We start from the raw sequence: 19,076 nt of genomic DNA on the forward strand, positions 1-19,076 counted from the left end.
CCCCTTCAGCCCCAATCAGTAATAAATATAACAAAATTAAACAAAAGCAGAATTAAGCACTGCTTTATTCAAATTGATCTAGAACAACACATTAGCATTTAGCCACCTAAGCATTAGAAAATATAGTGCAGCATTTCCACGTTATGCGACAATTATTTCAATACTCAATCTTTCGTTTCATTACTATTTAATAGAAATAACAATACCTACCTTTCTCCGCTAATGTGAGTACAAAATTATGTGGAATAAACTAAATAAATCCATGATGTTCTGCCAAATGATGTTTGGCTTATCATTTTACGGTGTATTAGTAAGTCTAACTCGATTTTTTCTAGAGGATCTAAATTACAACGAAGCCGATACGATGATGATCGTTGGTGCTTTTTCGGCGATCGGGCCACTTTTCGCGATTGCGGGCGGCTTTATTGCAGATAAGTTTTTAGGCGCTTATCGCTCACTTTCTATCGCATATTTCGCTTTTGCATCCGGTTACGTATTACTCGTGCTGGGGGCTTCTGCTTCTAACGTTCCACTTTCAATGTGTGGTATTGCGCTCGCCAGTTATGGCCGCGGCCTGATGTCACCCTCTTACCCTAGCCTCTATAAACGAACGTTCAAATCACAAGAAGATTTTGAAAAAGGATACCCAATCAATTATTCAGTGAATAATGTTGGCGCCTTTTTAGGTCAATATTTGTTCCCAATGATTGTCCTTGTGATCGGCTTTAATGGCGGTTTTACCATCTCTGCTGTTATGGCAGCAGCGGCATTGATCATGCTATTGGTATTCCGCAAAGATCTTGTTGGCGTAGCCTCTGAGCTTGATCAAAAAACCGTAAGTTTAAAAAACTGGGTACTCTTTGCATTGATTTCATTGGCAATGATCGCGTTGGTATTTTTCATGTTTTCAAACATGGATATTGGCCAAAATATCGTATACGCCATCGGAGGGGCGGCGATCGCATACTTCATATCTCTGATGCTTAAAGCAAGCAAAGCTGAGTCTTTGAAGATGGGGACCATCTTAATTGTGACCTTGCTGACAACCTGTTTCTTTGTTTACTACGGACAAATGATGACCTCGATGAACATGGTTGCTATCAACACATTAAAAGGCTCTCTATTTGGTTTTATTCCGCTCGAACCAGAAGCAGCAATGGCAATGAACCCGCTTTGGTGTATGGTTGGTGGTCCTATCGTAGCTGGCTTTTTTGGGTTGCTGGAAAAGCGTGATATCTACCTCTCTACCGCGACAAAAATCGCCTTGGCATTTGTACTGACCGCAATAGCGTTTGGTATATTGACGTTTGCCGTGACTACCGTGGGTGAAGATGTCGTGATCATGCCAGAAATCTTTCTCGCTATTCACTTCTTCCAGGCGATTGCAGAAGTCATCGTGGGTTCGATGGTCGTAGCGTTTATTCTTTCCGTCGCGCCAAAGCACATCGAAAACTTCTCTGTTAGCCTATTTTCTGTGGCAATCGCATTAAGCGGTATTATTGGTGCTGCATTCTCAACCTCTATCGCGTTAGAGAAAGGACAGACCATCACACAAGACATTGTACAAAACGTATATGGTGATTATTTCCAATTACTCACTGTCCTTGCTGTCGTGATGGTCGCTATCGCAATGGCAGCGTCACTCATTATTCGCAAGATGCTTGATGCGGCGAAAGAAAGCGATACTCAAGCGCAACCAGTCGAGATCGAAGCTGGGGTTGAAGTTCAAAGCTGAGTTTGATGATTTACCTATCTCAAAATATAAAAAATGCCGCGATATTCGCGGCATTTTCTTAACAACAACATGTTCGATTAATCACGTCGACCACGAAGTTCAATTTTTTGTGTAGCAGCATCCGTTTGGATGATTACCCCGCCATAGGCCGTTTCATTTCGACCTTTCAGCGTCAGTTGAGAATCTGCGCGCTCGACGTCGACCTGATTTTTCGTAGCCATCGTCATATCAATCGTGCCCGTGTATGACCCATCGCCAGCTAATGCTATGTTTGTTGAGCAAACCATCAAACCAAGTGCGATTAATTTTTTCATACGTCACCTCTGTTTTTGTTCTTACTTTCTTTCGATGAAAAAACTGTAACAACAGAAACATGTTCATACGAGGAAAGTCATCATTTACCAAATGGAAATCCAAACCACTAAATTGATATGACCAAGCATATTTGCTGTCCACCGTCGCCTTCAATAAACCATAAGATACGACAGCATGCTTAAATTGACCGAACGTTGTCTTTTATTCAGAAATTCAGAGATATGATTTCTCGGCAGAAGATAAATGAGACGATGTATGAGCATTAATCTGGACATTCAAAACGTATTGGTACTAAAACGGATGTATGAGTTACGTAGCGTCCGATTGGTGGCAGATTCACTCGGAAAGACCTCAGGATCAATCAGCAAAAACCTGACAAAAATGAAAGCGCAGCTCGATGATCCTTTGTTCATTCAGACTAAAAATGGCTTTGAACCGACCGCTTTTGTCGAAGCGAACATGCCACATTTTGAACAAATACTCACCAGTATTGATTCCATCAAACCACAGAGTTTTTCACCCGCTCATTTTGACGGCTCGATCACTATTTATGCGAACACATTGTTTTGGGATTACTTTGGTGACAAGTTTTACTTAGAATTACTAAAACACGCCCCAAAAGCAAAGTTCTCTTGTTTACGTTGGGGGAGCGACGCGAAAAAGCGATTAACTGAGGGTGAAAACGCTATTGCGATTCATTATTTTGATGAGGATCTTCCGCAGTCAATTATTCAAAACGAACTAGGTCGAGGAAAAGCCGTATTTTTTGTTCGAGATGAGCATCCCGCTCAACATTTCCAAGAGCTAGAAAACTATCCCTTTTTACTTTTCAAAACGCCGGGATGGAACGACTACCGATACCCGTTGTTGGAAAGGCTCAACCATATGGGGTTCCGAACCACACCTAAGGTAGAAATTGAACACCCTGCGATGATTCAAAAAGTGCTCCTACAAACGGATCATTTTGGTATAACCATGAGTGGACATGTGCCTAAGGGCTGCCGAAGTATCGCGCTTCCTGGCGGGTTAGAGCTTGATGTTCGCTACGTGATGAGCTGTCGTCGATCACAACAGCAAGCCCCGATAAACCAGTGGTTATTCAATGTCATTAAAGATATCACCCAGCCCTAACCTAAAAGTCCTAGGGTGATGACTTGTCTATGTTTTCTTAGGTACTCGATATCGTTGAGGTAAGCGGTATGATGGCAATCTTCTAGGTTCGCTTGAAACCTATCATCACCTTGAGCTGCGACCCCTCTCATAAAATCAACTAACGCGGAGAGTCGATGTGTCATCACCTCCACCAGCTCTTCCCGTTCCAATCTCGAACACCCATAAGCGTCACAGAAGAGTTTTGCACGCTGAATTTGTTGCTCCAAACAGCCCATTTTATCGTGCTCATCGGTTTTAAATGGTGCCCAACCATAGACCGAAAAAGCGACATCCCAAACTCTTGGCGCCGGATGCGCCGTATCAAAATCAAACACACCAACGACAAACTCTCCATGGAGTGCCACGTTATATGGCATGAAATCACCATGACAAATCACCTCTTGTGGTGTTCGTGGTGGCAGCATCCAGTGCAGCGTTTCATTTTGATATTGCTTAAGGAAACCCTCAGATGCATCGTGCATATCGCGTAACATTTTTGCCGCAGATTGGAGCGCGGAAACAGAAGCAATGTTGCCAATCAATGGATAGTTGTAAGTCTCTCCTTCGACATAGCTAACCCACTCTTTTCCTTTCTCAATACCAACCGCTTTAGGGCATGCCGTAAAGCCTCGTGAATGAAGATAGGTAAGTAGCTGATGGATAGTCATCGTCCAATAACTGGCAGGACGAGATATCAAATTCCCTTTTCGATAGATGGCATTTTCTCTACCGCCTTGCATTGTTTCCATAACAGTATCCTGTGTGGATTAAGTGCGCATCAGATAACGTAAAGCTAGATCATCATACACTCAAAGCTTTTAGAGAAGGTTGACTGACCCTATAAGAAACCGCGCATTTTGTTAGGTAAATCGCAAGAATAAGTACCGCTGTAAAAATAGACCGTAAACATCAAAGGCTTTGTATTAACCATTGGGCAAAGGTGTTTACGTGTGACTTTTCTGATGCTCTAACCATCATATAGTGTGCGCCGGAGCTGGGCATACGCCAATCTCCGATTTGTACTAATATCCCTTGTTGCAACTCATCCTCAACAAGAAAGTCTCTCACCAGTAAGACACCAAGTTGATTAGTTGCAGCTTGAATAGCAAGCAATGAATGTTCAAATTCGGCTATCACTTTGCTCACCTTGCCTTGATAACCTTGGTACGCAAACCATACCTGCCAAGATTCATGATAACCCCCGGTGCAAATTTTAGGTGTTTGAGACAACTTCGTGAGGTCATCAATCGGATTTAACTGAATAAAGCCGGGGCTTGCTACAACGATCCAGTTTTCTTTGGTAAGCTGAATAGCTTGTTGTTCTTGCCAATCGCCATCTCCGTTAATAATTTCTATATCTGCTATCGCACTGGCGTTTGGAACCGTATTCGCGGTTGTCGAGATCTTAAAGGAAACATCTGGAAATTGACGCTGAAAATCGGCCAGCCTTGGCATTAGCCATTGCGAGCAAAAACTGTGGGCGACATGTAAGGTAATTTGCTTGTTCTGTGGGCGAGTAAATAAATGATGGGTCGAGGTTGATAAGGTTTGAAGCACATGGTTAACCACAGGCCAGTATTCTTTTGCTGAGCTGGTCAGCGTAAGGTGCGTACCCTTGCACTCGAATAATGTTGTATTTAACTGCAGTTCTAGCGATTTCACCTGCTGACTGACGGCCGCACGGGTCACATTTAGCTCCTCTGCGGCTTTAGTGAAGCTCTGTAATCGCGCCGTGGCTTCAAACGCTCGGAGCAAATTAAGCGGCGGTAAACTTTGCATAACACTCTCCCAAATACTTGGTAGCCATGGTATGAACTGGTGATGACAAATTGATGAAAGTGCTGAGTTTGTTAAGCGGGATCAAAAAAGCCAGCGTGATACACGCTGGCTTTTGGAACTGTCTCTTAAGCAGGAATTATTCTGCTTTCTCAGTGGTTTGGTATTCAAACGCAGGGACAACTACTTCAACACGACGGTTCATTTGACGACCTTGACGTGTTTCGTTGCTTGCTACTGGGTTAGCTTCACCCATGCCTTTCACTGTCATACGCTCAGCCGCAATACCTTTTGCTTGGAACTCGTCAGCAACAGCTTTCGCGCGTTTTTCTGTAAGTTGCTGGTTGTACGCAGCAGAACCCGTCGTATCACTGTAACCCGTGATCTCAACTTGAGCTTGTGGGTAAGTGTTCATCAGATCAACGGTACCAGAAAGGGTCGATGCATCTTTCACTTCTGCACTTTCTAGGTCGAATTGTACTGTCGCTGTTGTTTGAGCAGGGTAAACATGCTCAACAATACGTATTGCAGGGCGTGTTTCTACTACTTCCTCAACCACTTCTTCTTGAACTACTGGCTCAGAGCCGAACTTGTAGTTAAAACCAATACCGAAGAAATCTGAATCCATATCTTCAATCACGTCATCAGACATATCTTGGTAACGTTGGTATTCAGCACGTAGGCTCCAGTTGTAGTTGATTTTGTACTCAGCACCTAGAGAGCCTGTTGGTACGAAATCTTTTTCGTCACCCGCCATCATGTATGCAGCACCAACTTTCGCGAATAGATTCCAAGAATCCGTTAGCGGTAGGTTGAATTTAGGAGCAAGAGTCAACGCCCAAAGATCACCGTCAACGGTGTTTAGGCCCGGCTTTTTGAAGTTTGCAGTGAAGTCACCAAGGTAATCAACACCGTACTCTGCTGCAACGTACTCGTTGAAGCTGTAGCCCAAGTGCATAGATGCAGCAAAACTGTCGTCGTCACAAGGTTCGTTTAGGTAACACGCATCATTTAGAGAGTTGTAACCTACTTTACCGCCCATGTAAGTGTCAGCAAGTGCAACGTTTGAGATCACACCACCAGCAAGTACAGTAGCCACTGCTATAGCGATTTTTTTCATTATTCTTTTCCTTTTTCTTGTACACAAAGCAACACATCGAGGCAGCATACTGCCGTAAAATATGAAGCCGTAACTTTCTCTTTTCTTCGAACAGAAATAGCTAAATAGCGTAGGAAAGAATCAAAAAATGATATTCAAACGCCAATGACGTAAAACGGAGAAAGATAACCTCAAGACCATCTATTCATGAGCTTCATCCGCATACCCAACCGAGAAATAAAGTCTCGTTGCGTTGGTTTAGCCATAGTCAATTCGTTGCGGAGAATATCACAAAATAGCCAGTTTTCTGTGACGCAAATCACCATAAAAACCCATTTTCTCAAATTTAAGAATCGACATTTAAGCCTGTGAATGGCAACAAATTTTTACAGGAGAGAATGGATATCGAAGGCATAAAAAAACAGCTCATTTAAAATGAGCTGTTTTCGAAATAATGAACAGACGTTAAGTTATCGAACTAGATTTTATCCGCCACGGTAAGCGTTGCAGCTAAGACATCTTGCCCAAATAATACACTGCGTTCTGGTGACCAACCATAAAGCGGATCTGGGTGATTGTTGTTGTCTTTAAATGGCATCTCGATCGTGTACGACAGGCATTTGAACTGCTCCGCGACCCAGTTTGAGCCTACCGTCAAATTCGCTTTACCCGGCTCATCTTTATCATAACCAATCTCATCTTGGAACTCAGGTGTAATAGTCAGTAGCGCTTGCTTAAATGATGCCTCTAAAGCGGCAAGATTTTCATCGTAAGAAGGAATACCTTCTGAGCCAGCGACGAAGTTGTAAGGAATTGCTTCATCACCATGGATATCTAAAAACATGTCAACACCCGTTTCCAGCATACGTTGACGAACAAGGTAGACTTCTGGACTTTTCTCCATAGACGGAGTTTGCCATTCACGGTTCAAGTTCACGCCTACCGCGTTCGTACGCAAGTGGCCGCGAATACCACCATCTGGGTTCATGTTTGGTACCACGTAAAGCACTGCTTTTTCCAGTAATGCACGCACAACCGTGTCATTTTCATCCAGTAAACGTTGGATCATGCCTTCCATGAACCATTCAGCCATGGTTTCACCCGGATGTTGGCGTGCAATCATCCAGATTTTCTTTTTGCCTTCTTCCGGTTCACCAAACGTTAGCAAGCTCATGTCATTGCCGTCTAATGTGTGGCCTAATGTTTCTAGTTGGCAGTGGTGCGCGCTTTGTGCCATGTGTAACAAGTCTAAATGACGATCGTATGTGTAAGGCGCAAAGTACGCGAAGTAAATTGAGCTACGCTCAGGGATAACAGTGAAAGTCAGCGTGTCGCCATCGAACTCTGCTGGTACACGGAACCATTCTTCACGGTCGTAAGACGCCACGACATCGTAACCTTGCCAACCTTCTGGATAAGCCGACTTAGCCAAATCAAGCAGTTTGATCGTGTGCGACTGCTCGGCTTCGGTTTCTAGACGGAAATGGAACCACTGGTAGAATTCCGACATATTGTCATTAGGGATTTTAAGTTGGATGTCATTTTTGTCGTCCGCTTTCACTACGTGAATGCTGCCGCTATCGAAGTTGCTGAATACTTTCATTATATTACTCACCTTTTAAATCTGAGCTTGAAAGACAGAGGCTAACACAAGGCTACATCGCCCCCCAATGACTTTCACTGCAAACTGTCTCGTTTGTGGCTAAAGTCTTCAGTTTAGTCGAGCTTATCCGCTTTGCCTGCTGGTCCTGCGAGTTTCGCTAGCCATTTATCCCAAACAAACGGATGTTTCTCATTGTCTTCCGCTTCCTCTTTTCGGCGAACAGCATTTCGTACCATCATTGCTCCCAGCCAACGTATTGGTTCTGGTGGAAAATACCCAAGCGGTCCTTGCGCTAAACCACTTCGCGTCCATTCGTTATCTAGCCCTAACACCAACGACGATAAAATTTTTCCACCCATTCGAGTTTGGGCAACGCCGTTACCTGAATAACCAAATCCGTAAAAGACATTACTTTGCTCATCCAATTGGCCAAAAAAAGGAAACCCAGTTGCGGAGCGATCCGAACCGCCAGTCCAAGAGTACTCAAATTCAGCCCCTTTTAAGCGAGGAAAAAGGTTGTCGAATGATTTTTTTAGTAGCGTTTGATAACGCGTCGGCTTGTTAAACATCGCGTCAACTTGGTTGTTGAAAGAGAACTGATTACCGCCTTTACCTAGCATCAAACGGCTATCTGGCGTATCTCGGTAATAATGTACGAAGATGCGTGAGTCCAACACACTCGAACCTGCTTGCCAACCAGATTGAGACAAAGTATCACCAAGCGGTTTGGTAATAACCATATCCGAAGACACCACAACAATACTGTTTTTGAACTGCTTAAATTGCTCAACCATCCATGCGTTCAATGCCAACACCACCTTATGTGCTTGAATTTTGCCTTCAGGAGTACAAACAGTCGCAGGTTCTCCATAATCTAGACGCGTCATTGGCGTGTTCTCATAAATTTCCACACCCAACTCAATAGCGATACGGCGTAACCCTCGTGCGAGTAAGGCGGGTTGTACGTTAGCAGCAACCGGAGAGTGATAGCCTTCAATATGGCGAGGTGAACCCGCATTGGCACGCAGTTCCTCCACCGAGCAACGACGCCAACTGTTCACATCTAGCCGTTGTAACTCGTCGACAACTGGCTGCATTCCACCTTTCTGAGTCTGATTGGTTGCGGTGTAATAAACCCCTTTTAACGATAATTGCGCATCGATATTGTATTGCTGACAAAAGTCGTCAATCTCCAACACCGCTTGTTCCGACTCTTTTACCAACCAAACAGCATGTTCTTCACCAAATAGTCGTTTCAACGTCGGAAACTTTGTCGACCATGTAAGCATACAGCCGCCATTCGCGCCCGATGCACCACTGCCACACAAGCCCTTTTCGATAACAACCACCTGTTTTTCAGGAGATTGCTGCTTAATCATAATCGCTGTCCAAAGTCCGGTGTAGCCACCACCGACAATAGCAATATCGGTATCAATATTTTGATGTAATGGTTGCGGCGTTTCTGGCTGTTCAGCTTCAATGGCCTGTTTGAACCAGTATGAACTGTGTGTCATCGGATATCCTTGTTAGTGCGTTGCATCGTTTCTGTAAACACTTTACAAACGATGAGCACAATCAACGAGCAAGAATATCTAACGCTGAGCGATAGCAAATGTTGCGCTGAGAGAGTGGAAGTTTCCGCTATCAATGAATACAAAAAAGGGGAGCAGCGCTCCCCAAAACAAACAGCAAGGATATAAATTATCGGAAAATCGAGACCGTCTTACTGGTTAGTATTTACCGGTTTCACGCATGCGGTACTCGTATTGAACATTGAGAATAGGCTGGTATACAACTTGCCCGTCACTTTGCAAGAACTCATTCACCATGACTTTTGAGTCGGTGATAGAAAACGACTGGCGATCAACATACTCTGTAAGGCTTGTAAACTCGTCACGAAGCTGACCTGGTGATTTGCTTTGATAGTTCTGAATCATGTCACGACCCATTTCATAAGCCGCTTGTTTGCTATCCATAACATCACCATGGATCGTTTCGGTATCGTTTGTCCACTGATAGCCACCAGCAAAAACAACAGAAGGTGCAGCAGTCAGAGCAATCATACTTGCTAAAGTCATTAAGCGTTTCATAAACCTCTCCTTACTTACCTTTATATCGGGCCTAAATTGGCTCGATATTTATAAGGTACGTATAAAGACCAGAAACACGTCAAAATAATTTCAAATAACGTTCAATTCTTGTTCAACTCATTTCACTTTAACTTAGCAACACGGCATCATACTCTGCCAACACGAGCATTTTTCTACCTCGTAATCACAACGTTCAAAGTGGCTTCCAAACTGACATTTCCTTACCAACCCATACAATACCTAAGGTCAATTTTCTCTTAGAATCCCAACAAAAGAACAGTGTTCAAAACCTTATATAAACGTCGGGCACAGCAAAACCTCCCCTTTTAGTAGTGCTTTGCATTTCCCCCTTTTTCGGGTTCTTCGCTGCTCGTCCGTCGGTTCTTAATTGTGGCTGTTGAGCACACGTTAATCTGGAGTGAAAATGACCGCGAACAAATCCATTTTTTACCATAGCAAATCAATTTACTCAGATGATTATGCTGATGTCTATAAGCCAATTTGGACCTACAGAGCGAAGTTCATCTTGCGTGCACTTTACTACAAACGAGCGTTTAAGCACCTGTCAGATAATATTGAATCGTCATTGCTAGAGATGCTTTGTGCACGTACGCACCGATTTTTAGAAAAACCGTTTCGTCCCTACATCATCAAAAATAACTCAGCGTTCGATCGTTCAAACCTAGTGGTTGATCACTACAAAACCATTTCAGAGCTGTTTTCTAAACAGACCATTGAAGAGATCTATACCGATTCGACAGGCTTAACATTAACATCATTTGAAATCGACGAGACATTGTACTCTGTGCGATTGGTGTACGAAGCGCGTTACCAAAAAGAAGGCGACATGAGCCTAGTGCTACACAGCGCGGAGGATGGCAACTTCTATACACTCTCATTTACTCTCGGCCACATAGAGTCTGGACGCAGCATTATGATTGGCGGCTTGCAAGGGCCACGCAGCAGTGAAGAGAACAACGCGAAAATTAAAAAATTAACTCGTAAGCTTTACGGGCAAAGACCAAAAAGCTTGATGGTGAGTTTGCTCACTTTACTCGCGCAAATTTGGGAAGTGAATACGATTCTAGCGGTAAAAACACAATCCCATACTTATGCTGCACGACGCTACAGTAAAGGACGAATCAAAACGGATTACGATGCACTCTGGCAAGAGTTGGGCGGCACCGAATACAACCGTCATTTCTACTCACTCGATGTGAATGCCCCGCGTCGTGATATCGAAGGCATGTCGCGTTCTAAGCGTTCGATGTATCGACGTCGTTACGAATGGTTAGACAATACCAAAGCGGAGTTCATGACAAGGCTACGTTAACCCAACGCACCACATGACGTTTTGTTTTTTCATTTTATGATTCGGAGTTTTTATGTCTTACAAGTACGCCGTTGCATGCTTACTGTCCGCACTTTCCTTAACGGCTCATGCACAACCAACCCAACATGTTGTTGGAGCAAATTTAGGCTACGGTAATGTTAGTTACGATGTGAACAATAGCCATGATGAAGGTGACATGTTCCTTGGTGATGTATATTACCGTTACATGTTCGATCACAACTTTGGTATTGAAGCCGGCTATAAGGGCGCATTTAACGGCATTGGCTCCGTACTTATCAGTCCCTTAACAGAAATCACCGATGTCAGTTATGGCGGGCCTCGACTCAGCGGTTACGCAAGTTACCCTCTGGGAGCTGGCTTTGAGCTTTACGGGAAAGGCGGTATCACTTACTACACGTTAAGTTACACGCTTAAAAACAATGGTCAGAATAAAGAATATGACGAGTCTAGTCTTGGCGGAGAAGCCGCTGCTGGTGTCGCTTGGGCCTATAAACACTTTGGTTTGAACTTAGAGTACAACTACGCCAAGAATAGCGATTTTGATTCTGGCGGTGTGATGTTTGGTGCACAATTGCGATTTTAAAAGTTTAGCTGTGCCAAGGCACCGAATCGACATCGGTGCTTTATACCTCAAGCAGGGCTCAATGACAGAATGATTCCGCTCAGGATCAACAGCACCCCGACGCCTCGCATGAAATACCATTTTTCAGCCAACAACCACACGCCCATTAATAAACCAAATACAATGCTGATTTGTCGCAAAGCCACAACAAGGCTGACGTTATCAGTCATGGTCATCGCAAACAGCACCAAGCCGTAGGTTGATGCCATCATGATGCCAGCCATGCTCGCACTTTTGCGTATCATCCAAGCGGTTTGTAGCTCTTGCTGACTCCCCGAAACAATACACCACAATAAAACCGGTACTCCCATAACCCAAAACTGCACGCCTAGATAAAAGATCGCGCTATAGTTGTCGTTAAGAATGGTCGATGTTTGTTGAGTTAGCAGATTCAATGCTTGCTTGTCCACAACGGAATAACCCGTCGTGCCAAACGCTGCAATCAAGGCCCAAAACACACCAACATTCAGGTACTCCCCAAGAGTAATTTGACGAAAGCTGGTCACTGGAACTAGGACACAACCTAAAGTAATAAGCAGGAAACCCAACCACTGCTGAGCATTCAACTCATAACCTAAGGCGACGGTGAGTGCACCCACCATCATTACAGGAAGTGCTCTCGCAATCGGATAAATAACTCCCACATCAGCGTGCTTGTAGGCCACGATCAAACCAATCAAATAGACGATTTGAGATAAACCACTGATAAACAGCATTCCCCAAAACACGTTGGGCAACGTCGTCCAGCCAATGTTAAAGAGATACCAAATAAGATAAGGCGTGAGCAGAAGGCAAGCAGATAAACTTGCCGCCATCGTAAACGCTAGCCCTGAACCAGCATTGCTTTTACCAAGAATATTCCAGCCAGCATGCATAACCGCAGACAATACAACGAGTGCGATTGCCAAGAGATCCATTCCGTTTTCCTGTTTATGATATTTAGATACCCTCAAGGTGCTTGGGTACAACAAAGGCCCCAATATGGAGCCTTTGAATTTGAGATATAAATTGCTCGCTGCCAACTAGACAGATGCCCAGCAAACAGAGATTAATTCAGCTCCGCGACAGACTCGATGCTGATGGCATCATGACGCCAGTATTCGATGTCACAGTCAATCAACTCGCCATGTTGGTTGTAGTTGATACGTTCAACCACCATTGCAGGCGTACCAGACGTCGCGCGCAATGCCTGTGCCACCTCACCCAACAAAGTACTAGTCGAAATTCGGTAACGAATTTTTTGATACGTCACACCGTAGTGTTCACGATAAATGTCGGTTAACGAGTTTGATAAATCATAAGACAATAAGTTGGGAAATATGTCTGGTCGAATGTAGTTCGTGACATAAACCACCGGACGCTCTTCTAGGTAACGAACGCGGTCGACACGAAATACGTCTGAAAACGGCTGAAGGTCCAACAAACGAGCGGCCAATTTATTAGCCAAAGTGCCTTTTGCGGCTATCACTTCTGTTTTTGGCACACGATTTTGCGCTTTCGCCATGTTCGGGAAGTTTAGCGTTTGGGTAGGGTCGTAACGCAATGGCTCAGGTGAGATAAACCAACCTCGGCGATCTTCGCGATAGATTCGACCTTCCGCTTCTAGCAGTGATAAAGCTTCACGCAAAGTGACGCGTGTAGTATCGAACGACTCCGCCAACTTACGCTCTGCTGGCAGTTTTTGACGCGGCGATAGCATACCCGCTTCAATCTGTTCAACAATCGAATCTTTAATTTTTACGTATTGCACGAAGTGTCCTTATCTTTTGCGCCAAGCTTGTGTGCGATTCTCTAACAATTTACCCAAAGTCATCTGAACAATCTTCGCAATTGCGGCAGCCATCATAATCATCACAGCCATTGCCGCTGCAGCGCCAGTTTGACCTGCATCGTCCATATTCAGAATCGAGACCGAAGCCGGAATCGTATCGGTTGAGTAAAGGAATACTACCGCAGAAGTGGTGGTCAATGCATTAACAAACAAGTAAGTCGCAATGTCCAAAATCGCAGGTAAACACACAGGTAATGTCACTTTAAAGAACAACTTGTATTGAGGAAGCTTCACCGATGCCGCCGTGGCTTCAATCTCCGATGGCAACTGCTTTAGCGCTGTCAGTGCAGTCATGTGACCCACGGTGTAGTAATGCACTACCGTATTAATCACCAAGAATGCCATGGTGCCATAAAGCACGTTCAAAGGATTGTTTGCATCGTTGAAGTAAAAGATGTAACCCAAGCCAAGTACCATACCCGGAACTGCCATTGGTACCACGCTAAGCATTTGCATCACCTGACGAATTGGACCAAACGCACGCCCTTTCTCAATGCAGTAAGCACCGACAAAGATGATGGCTGTACCAATAACCGCCGTCCAACCTGCCAGCGTTAGTGAGTTGAAGAATGGACCCCAACCGTAAGTGCTCATTTCAGCAAAGTTGTAATTGTTTAACGTTAGCGCTTTGTTCCAAGGCCAGAACGTCACTAACGAGCCATACACTGCCATACCCAAAACCGCCAACACTGCGATAGAAATGATGCTGCAGTAAACCAAACAAATGCTGTCGCGCGCTTTGTTCGGCTCTGGCTGATATGGCACCGAGCGAGTGTCGAATAAGTTCTTTTGTTTTTTCTGTACCCAACGGTCTGCGCCGAACGCCATTACCGCAGGGAATAACAGCATAATGCTGGTCACCGCACCCATAGCAAAGTTTTGCTGTCCCACAACTTGCTTGAAGATGTCAGTCGCCAGAACGTTATAGCTGCCACCAATCACTTTCGGCACACCAAAGTCCGTGATAACCAGTGTAAAGACCACGATAAGCGTACTGATCAAACCGTATTTCGCTGCAGGTAACGTCACCATGAAGAAGGTTTTGATGGGTGAGGTTTTAAGTGCGCGGGCTGCTTCATACAAACGGGCATCTGAAGTACGCAGCGAAGTAGTCAAAATCATCAATGCATGAGGGAAGGTCCAGAAAATCAAACCCATCGAGATACCAATCACGCCGTAAATCGAGTTTCCTAACAGCATCTCTTTGGCAATGCCTTGATTACCGAAAAGGAAAATCAAACTGATCGCTGGTAACAACGAAGGCGCGAGAATCGGCGCAGTACCTAGGATTTGAAACAAACCTTTAAACGGCATACAGGAACGAGTCAGCGCGTAGGCATAACCAAACGCAAGCACACCCACTACAGAGGTCACAATCACGCCCAAAGTGAAGGTGTTTCCCACCGACACCCACAAGCTTGAAGAGGAAAAGTACGTCGCAAAGTTTGCCAGACCGACAAATTCACCATCGGAATTTTGCACACTCTTGGTCAACATTGCCCAAAGCGGCATCAAGATGAACAGCACCATCATGGTCGACAAACCAGCGAGCAAACCAAACAACACAAGGTTGTCGCGGCTGACACGTCCGAGTAGGGATTTTGCTTTGTCTTGTGTGGTCAGGCTATTCATCGTCATTGTCTTCGCATCCATGTTTACACCTACGCTGCTAGCGCTTTTTCAACCGAGGGCACGGCGTAACCATGCAGCCCTTCTTCAGCAAACTGGATGTAACGTACATCGCCCGCCTTGATATTGAGTTTTTGAACCGTTTCCACAGGCACATCCACTACGATGGTTTTCGTTGAGCTGTCGTTTTGCAATACGCAATCAATACGGAAAAACGCCCCTAGAAACTCGGTTGCCGTAACTCGCACAGGTAAAGAGTTGGTGTAGTTTTCAACGAACTTGATGCTTTCAGGACGCACCGCAAGGTCGAAGCGGTCACCACGTTGGATCTTACGATTGGTCAAGCTTGGCGCAGGCATCAGGGTTTCAGCAATGCGTACCTGAGAATCCGTTGCGACTGAGGTTTCTATAAAGTTCATGCTGCCGACAAACTCAGCGACAAAGCGCGTTGCTGGTTGTTGGTAGATCTCTTGGGGTGTGCCGACTTGCTCAATTACACCATGGTTCATTACCACGATACGATCAGCCATCGACAACGCTTCGTCCTGATCGTGCGTAACCATGATCGTGGTGATGCCCAGCTTGCGTTGCAACTTACAAATCTCGTCACGTAAGTGAACACGCACTTTTGCATCCAGCGCTGACAGCGGCTCATCCAGTAGCAGTAGACCCGGAGATAGCGCCAATGCACGAGCCAAAGCAACACGCTGCTGCTGACCACCAGAAAGTTGGTTAGGGAATTTCTCGCCAGAGGTTGGAAGACCAATGGTTTCTAACCAGTAATCCACCTTCTCTAACGCTTCTTTGGTCGACATGCCTTGGTTCTTCAAACCCACCGCAATATTCTCTTGCACAGTTAGGTTCGGAAACAAAGCATAAGATTGGAATACGATGCCGAAATCACGCTTCTCTGGTGGTAGGAATGTGGTCTCTTGACCGTTTTGAAAAATCGCACCAGATGTTGGCAAGTCTAAACCTGCAATGGCACGTAACAGAGTGGTTTTACCGCAGCCAGAAGGGCCAAGAAAACAAACAAACTCGCCCTTCTCAATCGCTAGCGAGATTTTCTTTAATGCAATGAACTGTCCGAATTGCTTCACTACATTTTCGATATTTAGGTAATGTTGGTTAGTTGACATAACACACGCTCCAAATGGTATATACCAACTTTAGTTTTGGAGTGTTACGTTCCAATGACAAATTTATAGCTAGAAGATGACAAATAGATGAAGGGAGATGGGGTTTGTTCAAGTGGTAATTAGAGATTCCCGACTCACTCCTTCGTCGCTCTCGAGAATGACGTTGTGAGTGCGGATAGAAGCTCCCAACTTTCTTAAGTCCGTCATTCCAGCGAACCTAGGTGAGACTAGGAATCTACTTTCAGCAAACTCTGAAATAACAGAGAAAACAAAAAATCCACCTCAACCGAGGTGGATTTCAGTATTCAACTCAAAGCAAATTCAATTAAGATTTTGGCTCTGATTTCGCGTCAAACTTCTCAGACCAAGCCGCTAGAATCTCTGCACGCTTGCTGCCCATTTGCGCAAAGTCCATCTTCGCCATGTTCTCTTGAACATTAGGGAAGTTAGACACAGTAGCTTTCACTTCTTTATGTGCAACCACTGGGTACATTTCTACGTAAAGCTCGTTTGCCGCTTTAGAGATTGACCAGTCGACAACACGTTTCGCTGCATCCGACTCTTTTACTAGACCAACGGCTTCTGATTCCCAACCGATGCCTTTTGGTGTGATCACCGCTAGTGGCGCGCCTTGTGTTTTCAGCTTCGCGCCGCGGCTCGCCATCGAAATACCGATAGCCACTTCACCCATACCCGCTTGAACACATGGCTTAGAGCCCGAGTGCGTGTAGTGTGCAATGTTCTTGTCTAAGTCACGCATGTAGTTCCATGCCTGATCTTCACCCATGTTTTGTAGCCAAGCAGAAACCTGCATGTAGCCAGTGCCTGAAGAAGCTGGGTTTGGCATTGCAATGTGACCTTTGTAAACCGGCTTTGTTAGGTCTTCCCAAGACGTTGGTTTCGGTAGGTTAAGTTGTTGCGCTACCGCTTCGTTAAAACAAACTGCGTTAAAGAACGCATCGTTACCAAACCAAGCTTGGTTTGATTGAGGGTCGTTTAGATTCGCATGCAGCTCTTCCAAACCTTTTGGTGTGTAAGGCTTAAGAAGACCTTCATCTTTAAGCAGTGCCATTGACGAGCCAGCCAGACCCCAAACCACTTCCGCTTGAGGGTTGTTCTTTTCTGCCAGCAATTTCGCCGTCATGATACCGGTTGAATCGCGAACCCACTTAATCTTGATATCTGGGTTATCTTTCTCAAACGCAGACTTGTATTTAGCAAGAATGTCAGTTTCGAAAGCGGTGTAAACCGTGACTTCCTGTGCTGCCATTGCATTCGTAGCTAGCAGAGAGACAAGTGCAGCCAGCGATCCTTTCATCAAACGGTTTTTCATCATTTTCTCCAGTTAATTTGGCTAAGTTTTAATTTGGTCTGCACCAGTTGACGATAACCACCCTACTGAGCCTTTATGACGAAATTATGACCATTAAATGGCAGTTTTACGAAAATTCGCGCTGAATAATCGTTCAATTGATCCGCCATTTTCTGGATATTAAAGTTTTATGAAATTGGAGATTCGCCTATTTACTGCCCTTTTCTTCCTCGTTAGAGTGAACTCGAAATTTGGTGTAGACCAATTAGCCTATTCTGATGGAAATCGAGATGAAAAACGAATACCTACTACTGACTCCAGGTCCTCTATCTACTTCTGAAACGGTACGTGAAGCCATGCTTAAAGACTGGTGTACTTGGGATGATGAATACAACAAAGACATTGTAGAAGTGATCCGCACTAAGCTTGTAAAACTGGCAACTCAACAAGACGGCTACACCAGCGTACTAATGCAAGGTAGCGGCACCGCATCAGTAGAAGCGACGATTGGCAGCGCCATTGGCAAAGATGGAAAATTGTTGGTTGTCGACAACGGTGCTTACGGTGCGCGTATCGCTCAGATCGCTGATTACCTAAATATTCCATGCCATGTAGTTTCCCCAGGCGAAACATCACAGCCACACTTGAACGAGGTGGAAACTGCATTGGCATCGGATCCTACAATCACACACGTGGCGATTGTTCACTGCGAGACAACCACTGGCATGCTTAACCCAATTGAAGAATTTGCTTCTGCAGCAAAAGCGCACGGCAAAGTGGTGATTCTGGATGCCATGTCGAGCTTTGGTGGCATTCCTATCGATATCGCTGAGCTAGGCATCGATTTTATGATCAGCTCTGCAAACAAATGTATTCAAGGCGTTCCGGGCTTTGGCTTTGTGATTGCGAAACAAACTGAGCTAGAAAAGTGCCAAGGTCAGGCACGTTCTTTGAGCCTTGATCTTTACGACCAATGGCACTGCATGGAAGTGAACCACGGCAAATGGCGTTTTACATCTCCAACGCACACGGTTCGCGCTTTCTACCAAGCATTGTTAGAACTCGAACAAGAAGGCGGCATTGAGGCTCGTCATAACCGTTACCAAACTAACCAGAAAACACTGGTTGCAGGTATGCGCTCTTTGGGTTTCGAACCGCTACTGAGTGATGACCTTCACTCGCCAATCATCACTTCTTTCTACTCTCCGACGCACAGTGATTACCAGTTCAAAGCGTTCTACACGCGTTTGAAAGAGCAAGGTTTTGTGATTTATCCGGGTAAGGTATCGAACGCAGATTGCTTCCGTATCGGCAACATTGGCGAAGTTTACCCAGCAGATATCGAGCGCTTAATCGGTGCGATTGAAAAAGCAATGTACTGGCAAGTTGCGTAAAGCAGCCTTCTGATTGAGAGAGCGT

General features: G+C 44.9%; 17 protein-coding genes. 5 read left to right on the forward strand and 12 right to left on the reverse strand.

Translation table 11 applies throughout. The features are described from left to right. Positions 1-238 precede the first annotated feature (238 nt). A complete protein-coding gene (locus FKN08_RS11955; RefSeq protein ID WP_005395321.1) occupies positions 239-1,735 on the forward strand; it encodes an MFS transporter in 1,497 nt (498 codons plus the stop codon). Positions 1,736-1,812: 77 nt separating this feature from the next. On the opposite strand, the gene FKN08_RS11960 is transcribed toward FKN08_RS11955, so the two are convergent. Further along, positions 1,813-2,049 (reverse strand): hypothetical protein, encoded by a 237-nt coding sequence (locus FKN08_RS11960; protein ID WP_005395322.1) that lies wholly within the window; start codon positions 2,047-2,049, stop codon positions 1,813-1,815. A gap of 256 nt (positions 2,050-2,305) precedes the next feature. On the opposite strand from FKN08_RS11960, the gene FKN08_RS11965 reads away from it, so the two are divergent. Beyond that, on the forward strand, positions 2,306-3,181 hold the full coding sequence (locus FKN08_RS11965; RefSeq protein WP_047008005.1) for a LysR family transcriptional regulator: 876 nt from the start codon (positions 2,306-2,308) through the stop codon (positions 3,179-3,181). Here FKN08_RS11965 and FKN08_RS11970 read toward each other — a convergent pair. The 6 genes from FKN08_RS11970 to FKN08_RS11995 all read right to left on the reverse strand — a co-directional run bounded on the left by FKN08_RS11970 (position 3,178) and on the right by FKN08_RS11995 (position 9,770). Next, on the reverse strand, positions 3,178-3,951 hold the full coding sequence (locus FKN08_RS11970) for an aminoglycoside phosphotransferase family protein (protein WP_170892200.1): 774 nt from the start codon (positions 3,949-3,951) through the stop codon (positions 3,178-3,180). The two genes, FKN08_RS11965 and FKN08_RS11970, sit on opposite strands and share 4 nt — an antisense overlap. 160 nt (positions 3,952-4,111) lie before the next feature. Then, entirely contained in the window at positions 4,112-4,981 is an 870-nt protein-coding gene (locus tag FKN08_RS11975; protein WP_170892201.1) for a LysR substrate-binding domain-containing protein, read from the reverse strand. Positions 4,982-5,117: 136 nt separating this feature from the next. Continuing rightward, positions 5,118-6,098: an OmpA family protein gene (locus FKN08_RS11980; RefSeq protein WP_170892202.1), complete on the reverse strand. Its 981-nt coding sequence runs from the start codon at positions 6,096-6,098 to the stop codon at positions 5,118-5,120. 457 nt (positions 6,099-6,555) lie between these two features. After that, positions 6,556-7,680 carry a carboxypeptidase family protein gene (locus FKN08_RS11985; RefSeq protein ID WP_170892203.1) on the reverse strand — a complete coding sequence of 375 codons (1,125 nt, stop codon included), beginning with the start codon at positions 7,678-7,680 and terminating at the stop codon, positions 6,556-6,558. 113 nt (positions 7,681-7,793) lie between these two features. Next, positions 7,794-9,194, reverse strand: a complete 1,401-nt coding sequence (locus FKN08_RS11990) for an FAD-dependent oxidoreductase (protein WP_170892204.1) — start codon at positions 9,192-9,194, stop codon at positions 7,794-7,796. A gap of 216 nt (positions 9,195-9,410) precedes the next feature. Further along, positions 9,411-9,770, reverse strand: coding sequence for a DUF3316 domain-containing protein (locus tag FKN08_RS11995; RefSeq protein ID WP_005395335.1), 360 nt, complete (start codon positions 9,768-9,770; stop codon positions 9,411-9,413). 424 nt (positions 9,771-10,194) lie between these two features. Here FKN08_RS11995 and FKN08_RS12000 point away from each other — a divergent pair, with 424 nt between their 5' ends. Together FKN08_RS12000 and FKN08_RS12005 are read left to right on the forward strand one after the other, a co-directional pair. Next, positions 10,195-11,103, forward strand: a complete 909-nt coding sequence (locus tag FKN08_RS12000; protein WP_046873855.1) for a VirK/YbjX family protein — start codon at positions 10,195-10,197, stop codon at positions 11,101-11,103. Between the two features lie 52 nt (positions 11,104-11,155). Beyond that, complete coding sequence (locus FKN08_RS12005) at positions 11,156-11,707, forward strand: porin family protein (protein ID WP_047008000.1); 552 nt, start codon at positions 11,156-11,158, stop codon at positions 11,705-11,707. 47 nt (positions 11,708-11,754) lie between these two features. Here the strand turns inward: FKN08_RS12005 and FKN08_RS12010 are convergent, their stop codons facing one another. From FKN08_RS12010 to FKN08_RS12030, 5 genes are all read right to left on the reverse strand, one after another. Further along, positions 11,755-12,663 carry an EamA family transporter gene (locus FKN08_RS12010; protein ID WP_170892205.1) on the reverse strand — a complete coding sequence of 303 codons (909 nt, stop codon included), beginning with the start codon at positions 12,661-12,663 and terminating at the stop codon, positions 11,755-11,757. A 131-nt stretch (positions 12,664-12,794) separates the two neighbouring features. Continuing rightward, the gene (gene phnR / locus FKN08_RS12015) at positions 12,795-13,496 is read right to left on the reverse strand and encodes a phosphonate utilization transcriptional regulator PhnR (RefSeq protein ID WP_053808131.1); all 702 of its coding nucleotides are present in this window, start codon (positions 13,494-13,496) and stop codon (positions 12,795-12,797) included. Between the two features lie 9 nt (positions 13,497-13,505). Next, positions 13,506-15,230 (reverse strand): putative 2-aminoethylphosphonate ABC transporter permease subunit, encoded by a 1,725-nt coding sequence (locus FKN08_RS12020; protein WP_170892206.1) that lies wholly within the window; start codon positions 15,228-15,230, stop codon positions 13,506-13,508. Positions 15,231-15,238: 8 nt separating this feature from the next. Then, complete coding sequence (locus tag FKN08_RS12025; protein ID WP_170892207.1) at positions 15,239-16,345, reverse strand: putative 2-aminoethylphosphonate ABC transporter ATP-binding protein; 1,107 nt, start codon at positions 16,343-16,345, stop codon at positions 15,239-15,241. Between the two features lie 325 nt (positions 16,346-16,670). Continuing rightward, the gene (locus tag FKN08_RS12030; RefSeq protein ID WP_170892208.1) at positions 16,671-17,681 is read right to left on the reverse strand and encodes a putative 2-aminoethylphosphonate ABC transporter substrate-binding protein; all 1,011 of its coding nucleotides are present in this window, start codon (positions 17,679-17,681) and stop codon (positions 16,671-16,673) included. Positions 17,682-17,947: 266 nt separating this feature from the next. Here FKN08_RS12030 and phnW point away from each other — a divergent pair, with 266 nt between their 5' ends. Next, positions 17,948-19,051 carry a 2-aminoethylphosphonate--pyruvate transaminase gene (gene phnW / locus FKN08_RS12035; protein ID WP_170892209.1) on the forward strand — a complete coding sequence of 368 codons (1,104 nt, stop codon included), beginning with the start codon at positions 17,948-17,950 and terminating at the stop codon, positions 19,049-19,051. Positions 19,052-19,076: the final 25 nt, after the last annotated feature.

Source organism: Vibrio sp. 1-2 (7-a) (genome assembly GCF_013048515.1).
In the GTDB taxonomy this organism is placed as follows: domain Bacteria; phylum Pseudomonadota; class Gammaproteobacteria; order Enterobacterales; family Vibrionaceae; genus Vibrio; species Vibrio diabolicus.

Coding starts and splice junctions, on each gene's coding strand:
- FKN08_RS11970 (WP_170892200.1), bottom strand. CDS start 3,951: ATGGAAACAATGCAAGGCGGTAGAGAAAATGCCATCTATCGAAAAGGG.
- FKN08_RS12005 (WP_047008000.1), top strand. CDS start 11,156: ATGTCTTACAAGTACGCCGTTGCATGCTTACTGTCCGCACTTTCCTTA.
- FKN08_RS11955 (WP_005395321.1), top strand. CDS start 239: ATGTGGAATAAACTAAATAAATCCATGATGTTCTGCCAAATGATGTTT.
- FKN08_RS11990 (WP_170892204.1), bottom strand. CDS start 9,194: ATGACACACAGTTCATACTGGTTCAAACAGGCCATTGAAGCTGAACAG.
- FKN08_RS11975 (WP_170892201.1), bottom strand. CDS start 4,981: ATGCAAAGTTTACCGCCGCTTAATTTGCTCCGAGCGTTTGAAGCCACG.
- FKN08_RS11960 (WP_005395322.1), bottom strand. CDS start 2,049: ATGAAAAAATTAATCGCACTTGGTTTGATGGTTTGCTCAACAAACATA.
- FKN08_RS12010 (WP_170892205.1), bottom strand. CDS start 12,663: ATGGATCTCTTGGCAATCGCACTCGTTGTATTGTCTGCGGTTATGCAT.
- phnW (WP_170892209.1), top strand. CDS start 17,948: ATGAAAAACGAATACCTACTACTGACTCCAGGTCCTCTATCTACTTCT.
- FKN08_RS11965 (WP_047008005.1), top strand. CDS start 2,306: ATGAGCATTAATCTGGACATTCAAAACGTATTGGTACTAAAACGGATG.
- FKN08_RS12025 (WP_170892207.1), bottom strand. CDS start 16,345: ATGTCAACTAACCAACATTACCTAAATATCGAAAATGTAGTGAAGCAA.
- FKN08_RS11985 (WP_170892203.1), bottom strand. CDS start 7,680: ATGAAAGTATTCAGCAACTTCGATAGCGGCAGCATTCACGTAGTGAAA.
- FKN08_RS11995 (WP_005395335.1), bottom strand. CDS start 9,770: ATGAAACGCTTAATGACTTTAGCAAGTATGATTGCTCTGACTGCTGCA.
- FKN08_RS12020 (WP_170892206.1), bottom strand. CDS start 15,230: ATGGATGCGAAGACAATGACGATGAATAGCCTGACCACACAAGACAAA.
- FKN08_RS11980 (WP_170892202.1), bottom strand. CDS start 6,098: ATGAAAAAAATCGCTATAGCAGTGGCTACTGTACTTGCTGGTGGTGTG.
- FKN08_RS12030 (WP_170892208.1), bottom strand. CDS start 17,681: ATGATGAAAAACCGTTTGATGAAAGGATCGCTGGCTGCACTTGTCTCT.
- FKN08_RS12000 (WP_046873855.1), top strand. CDS start 10,195: ATGACCGCGAACAAATCCATTTTTTACCATAGCAAATCAATTTACTCA.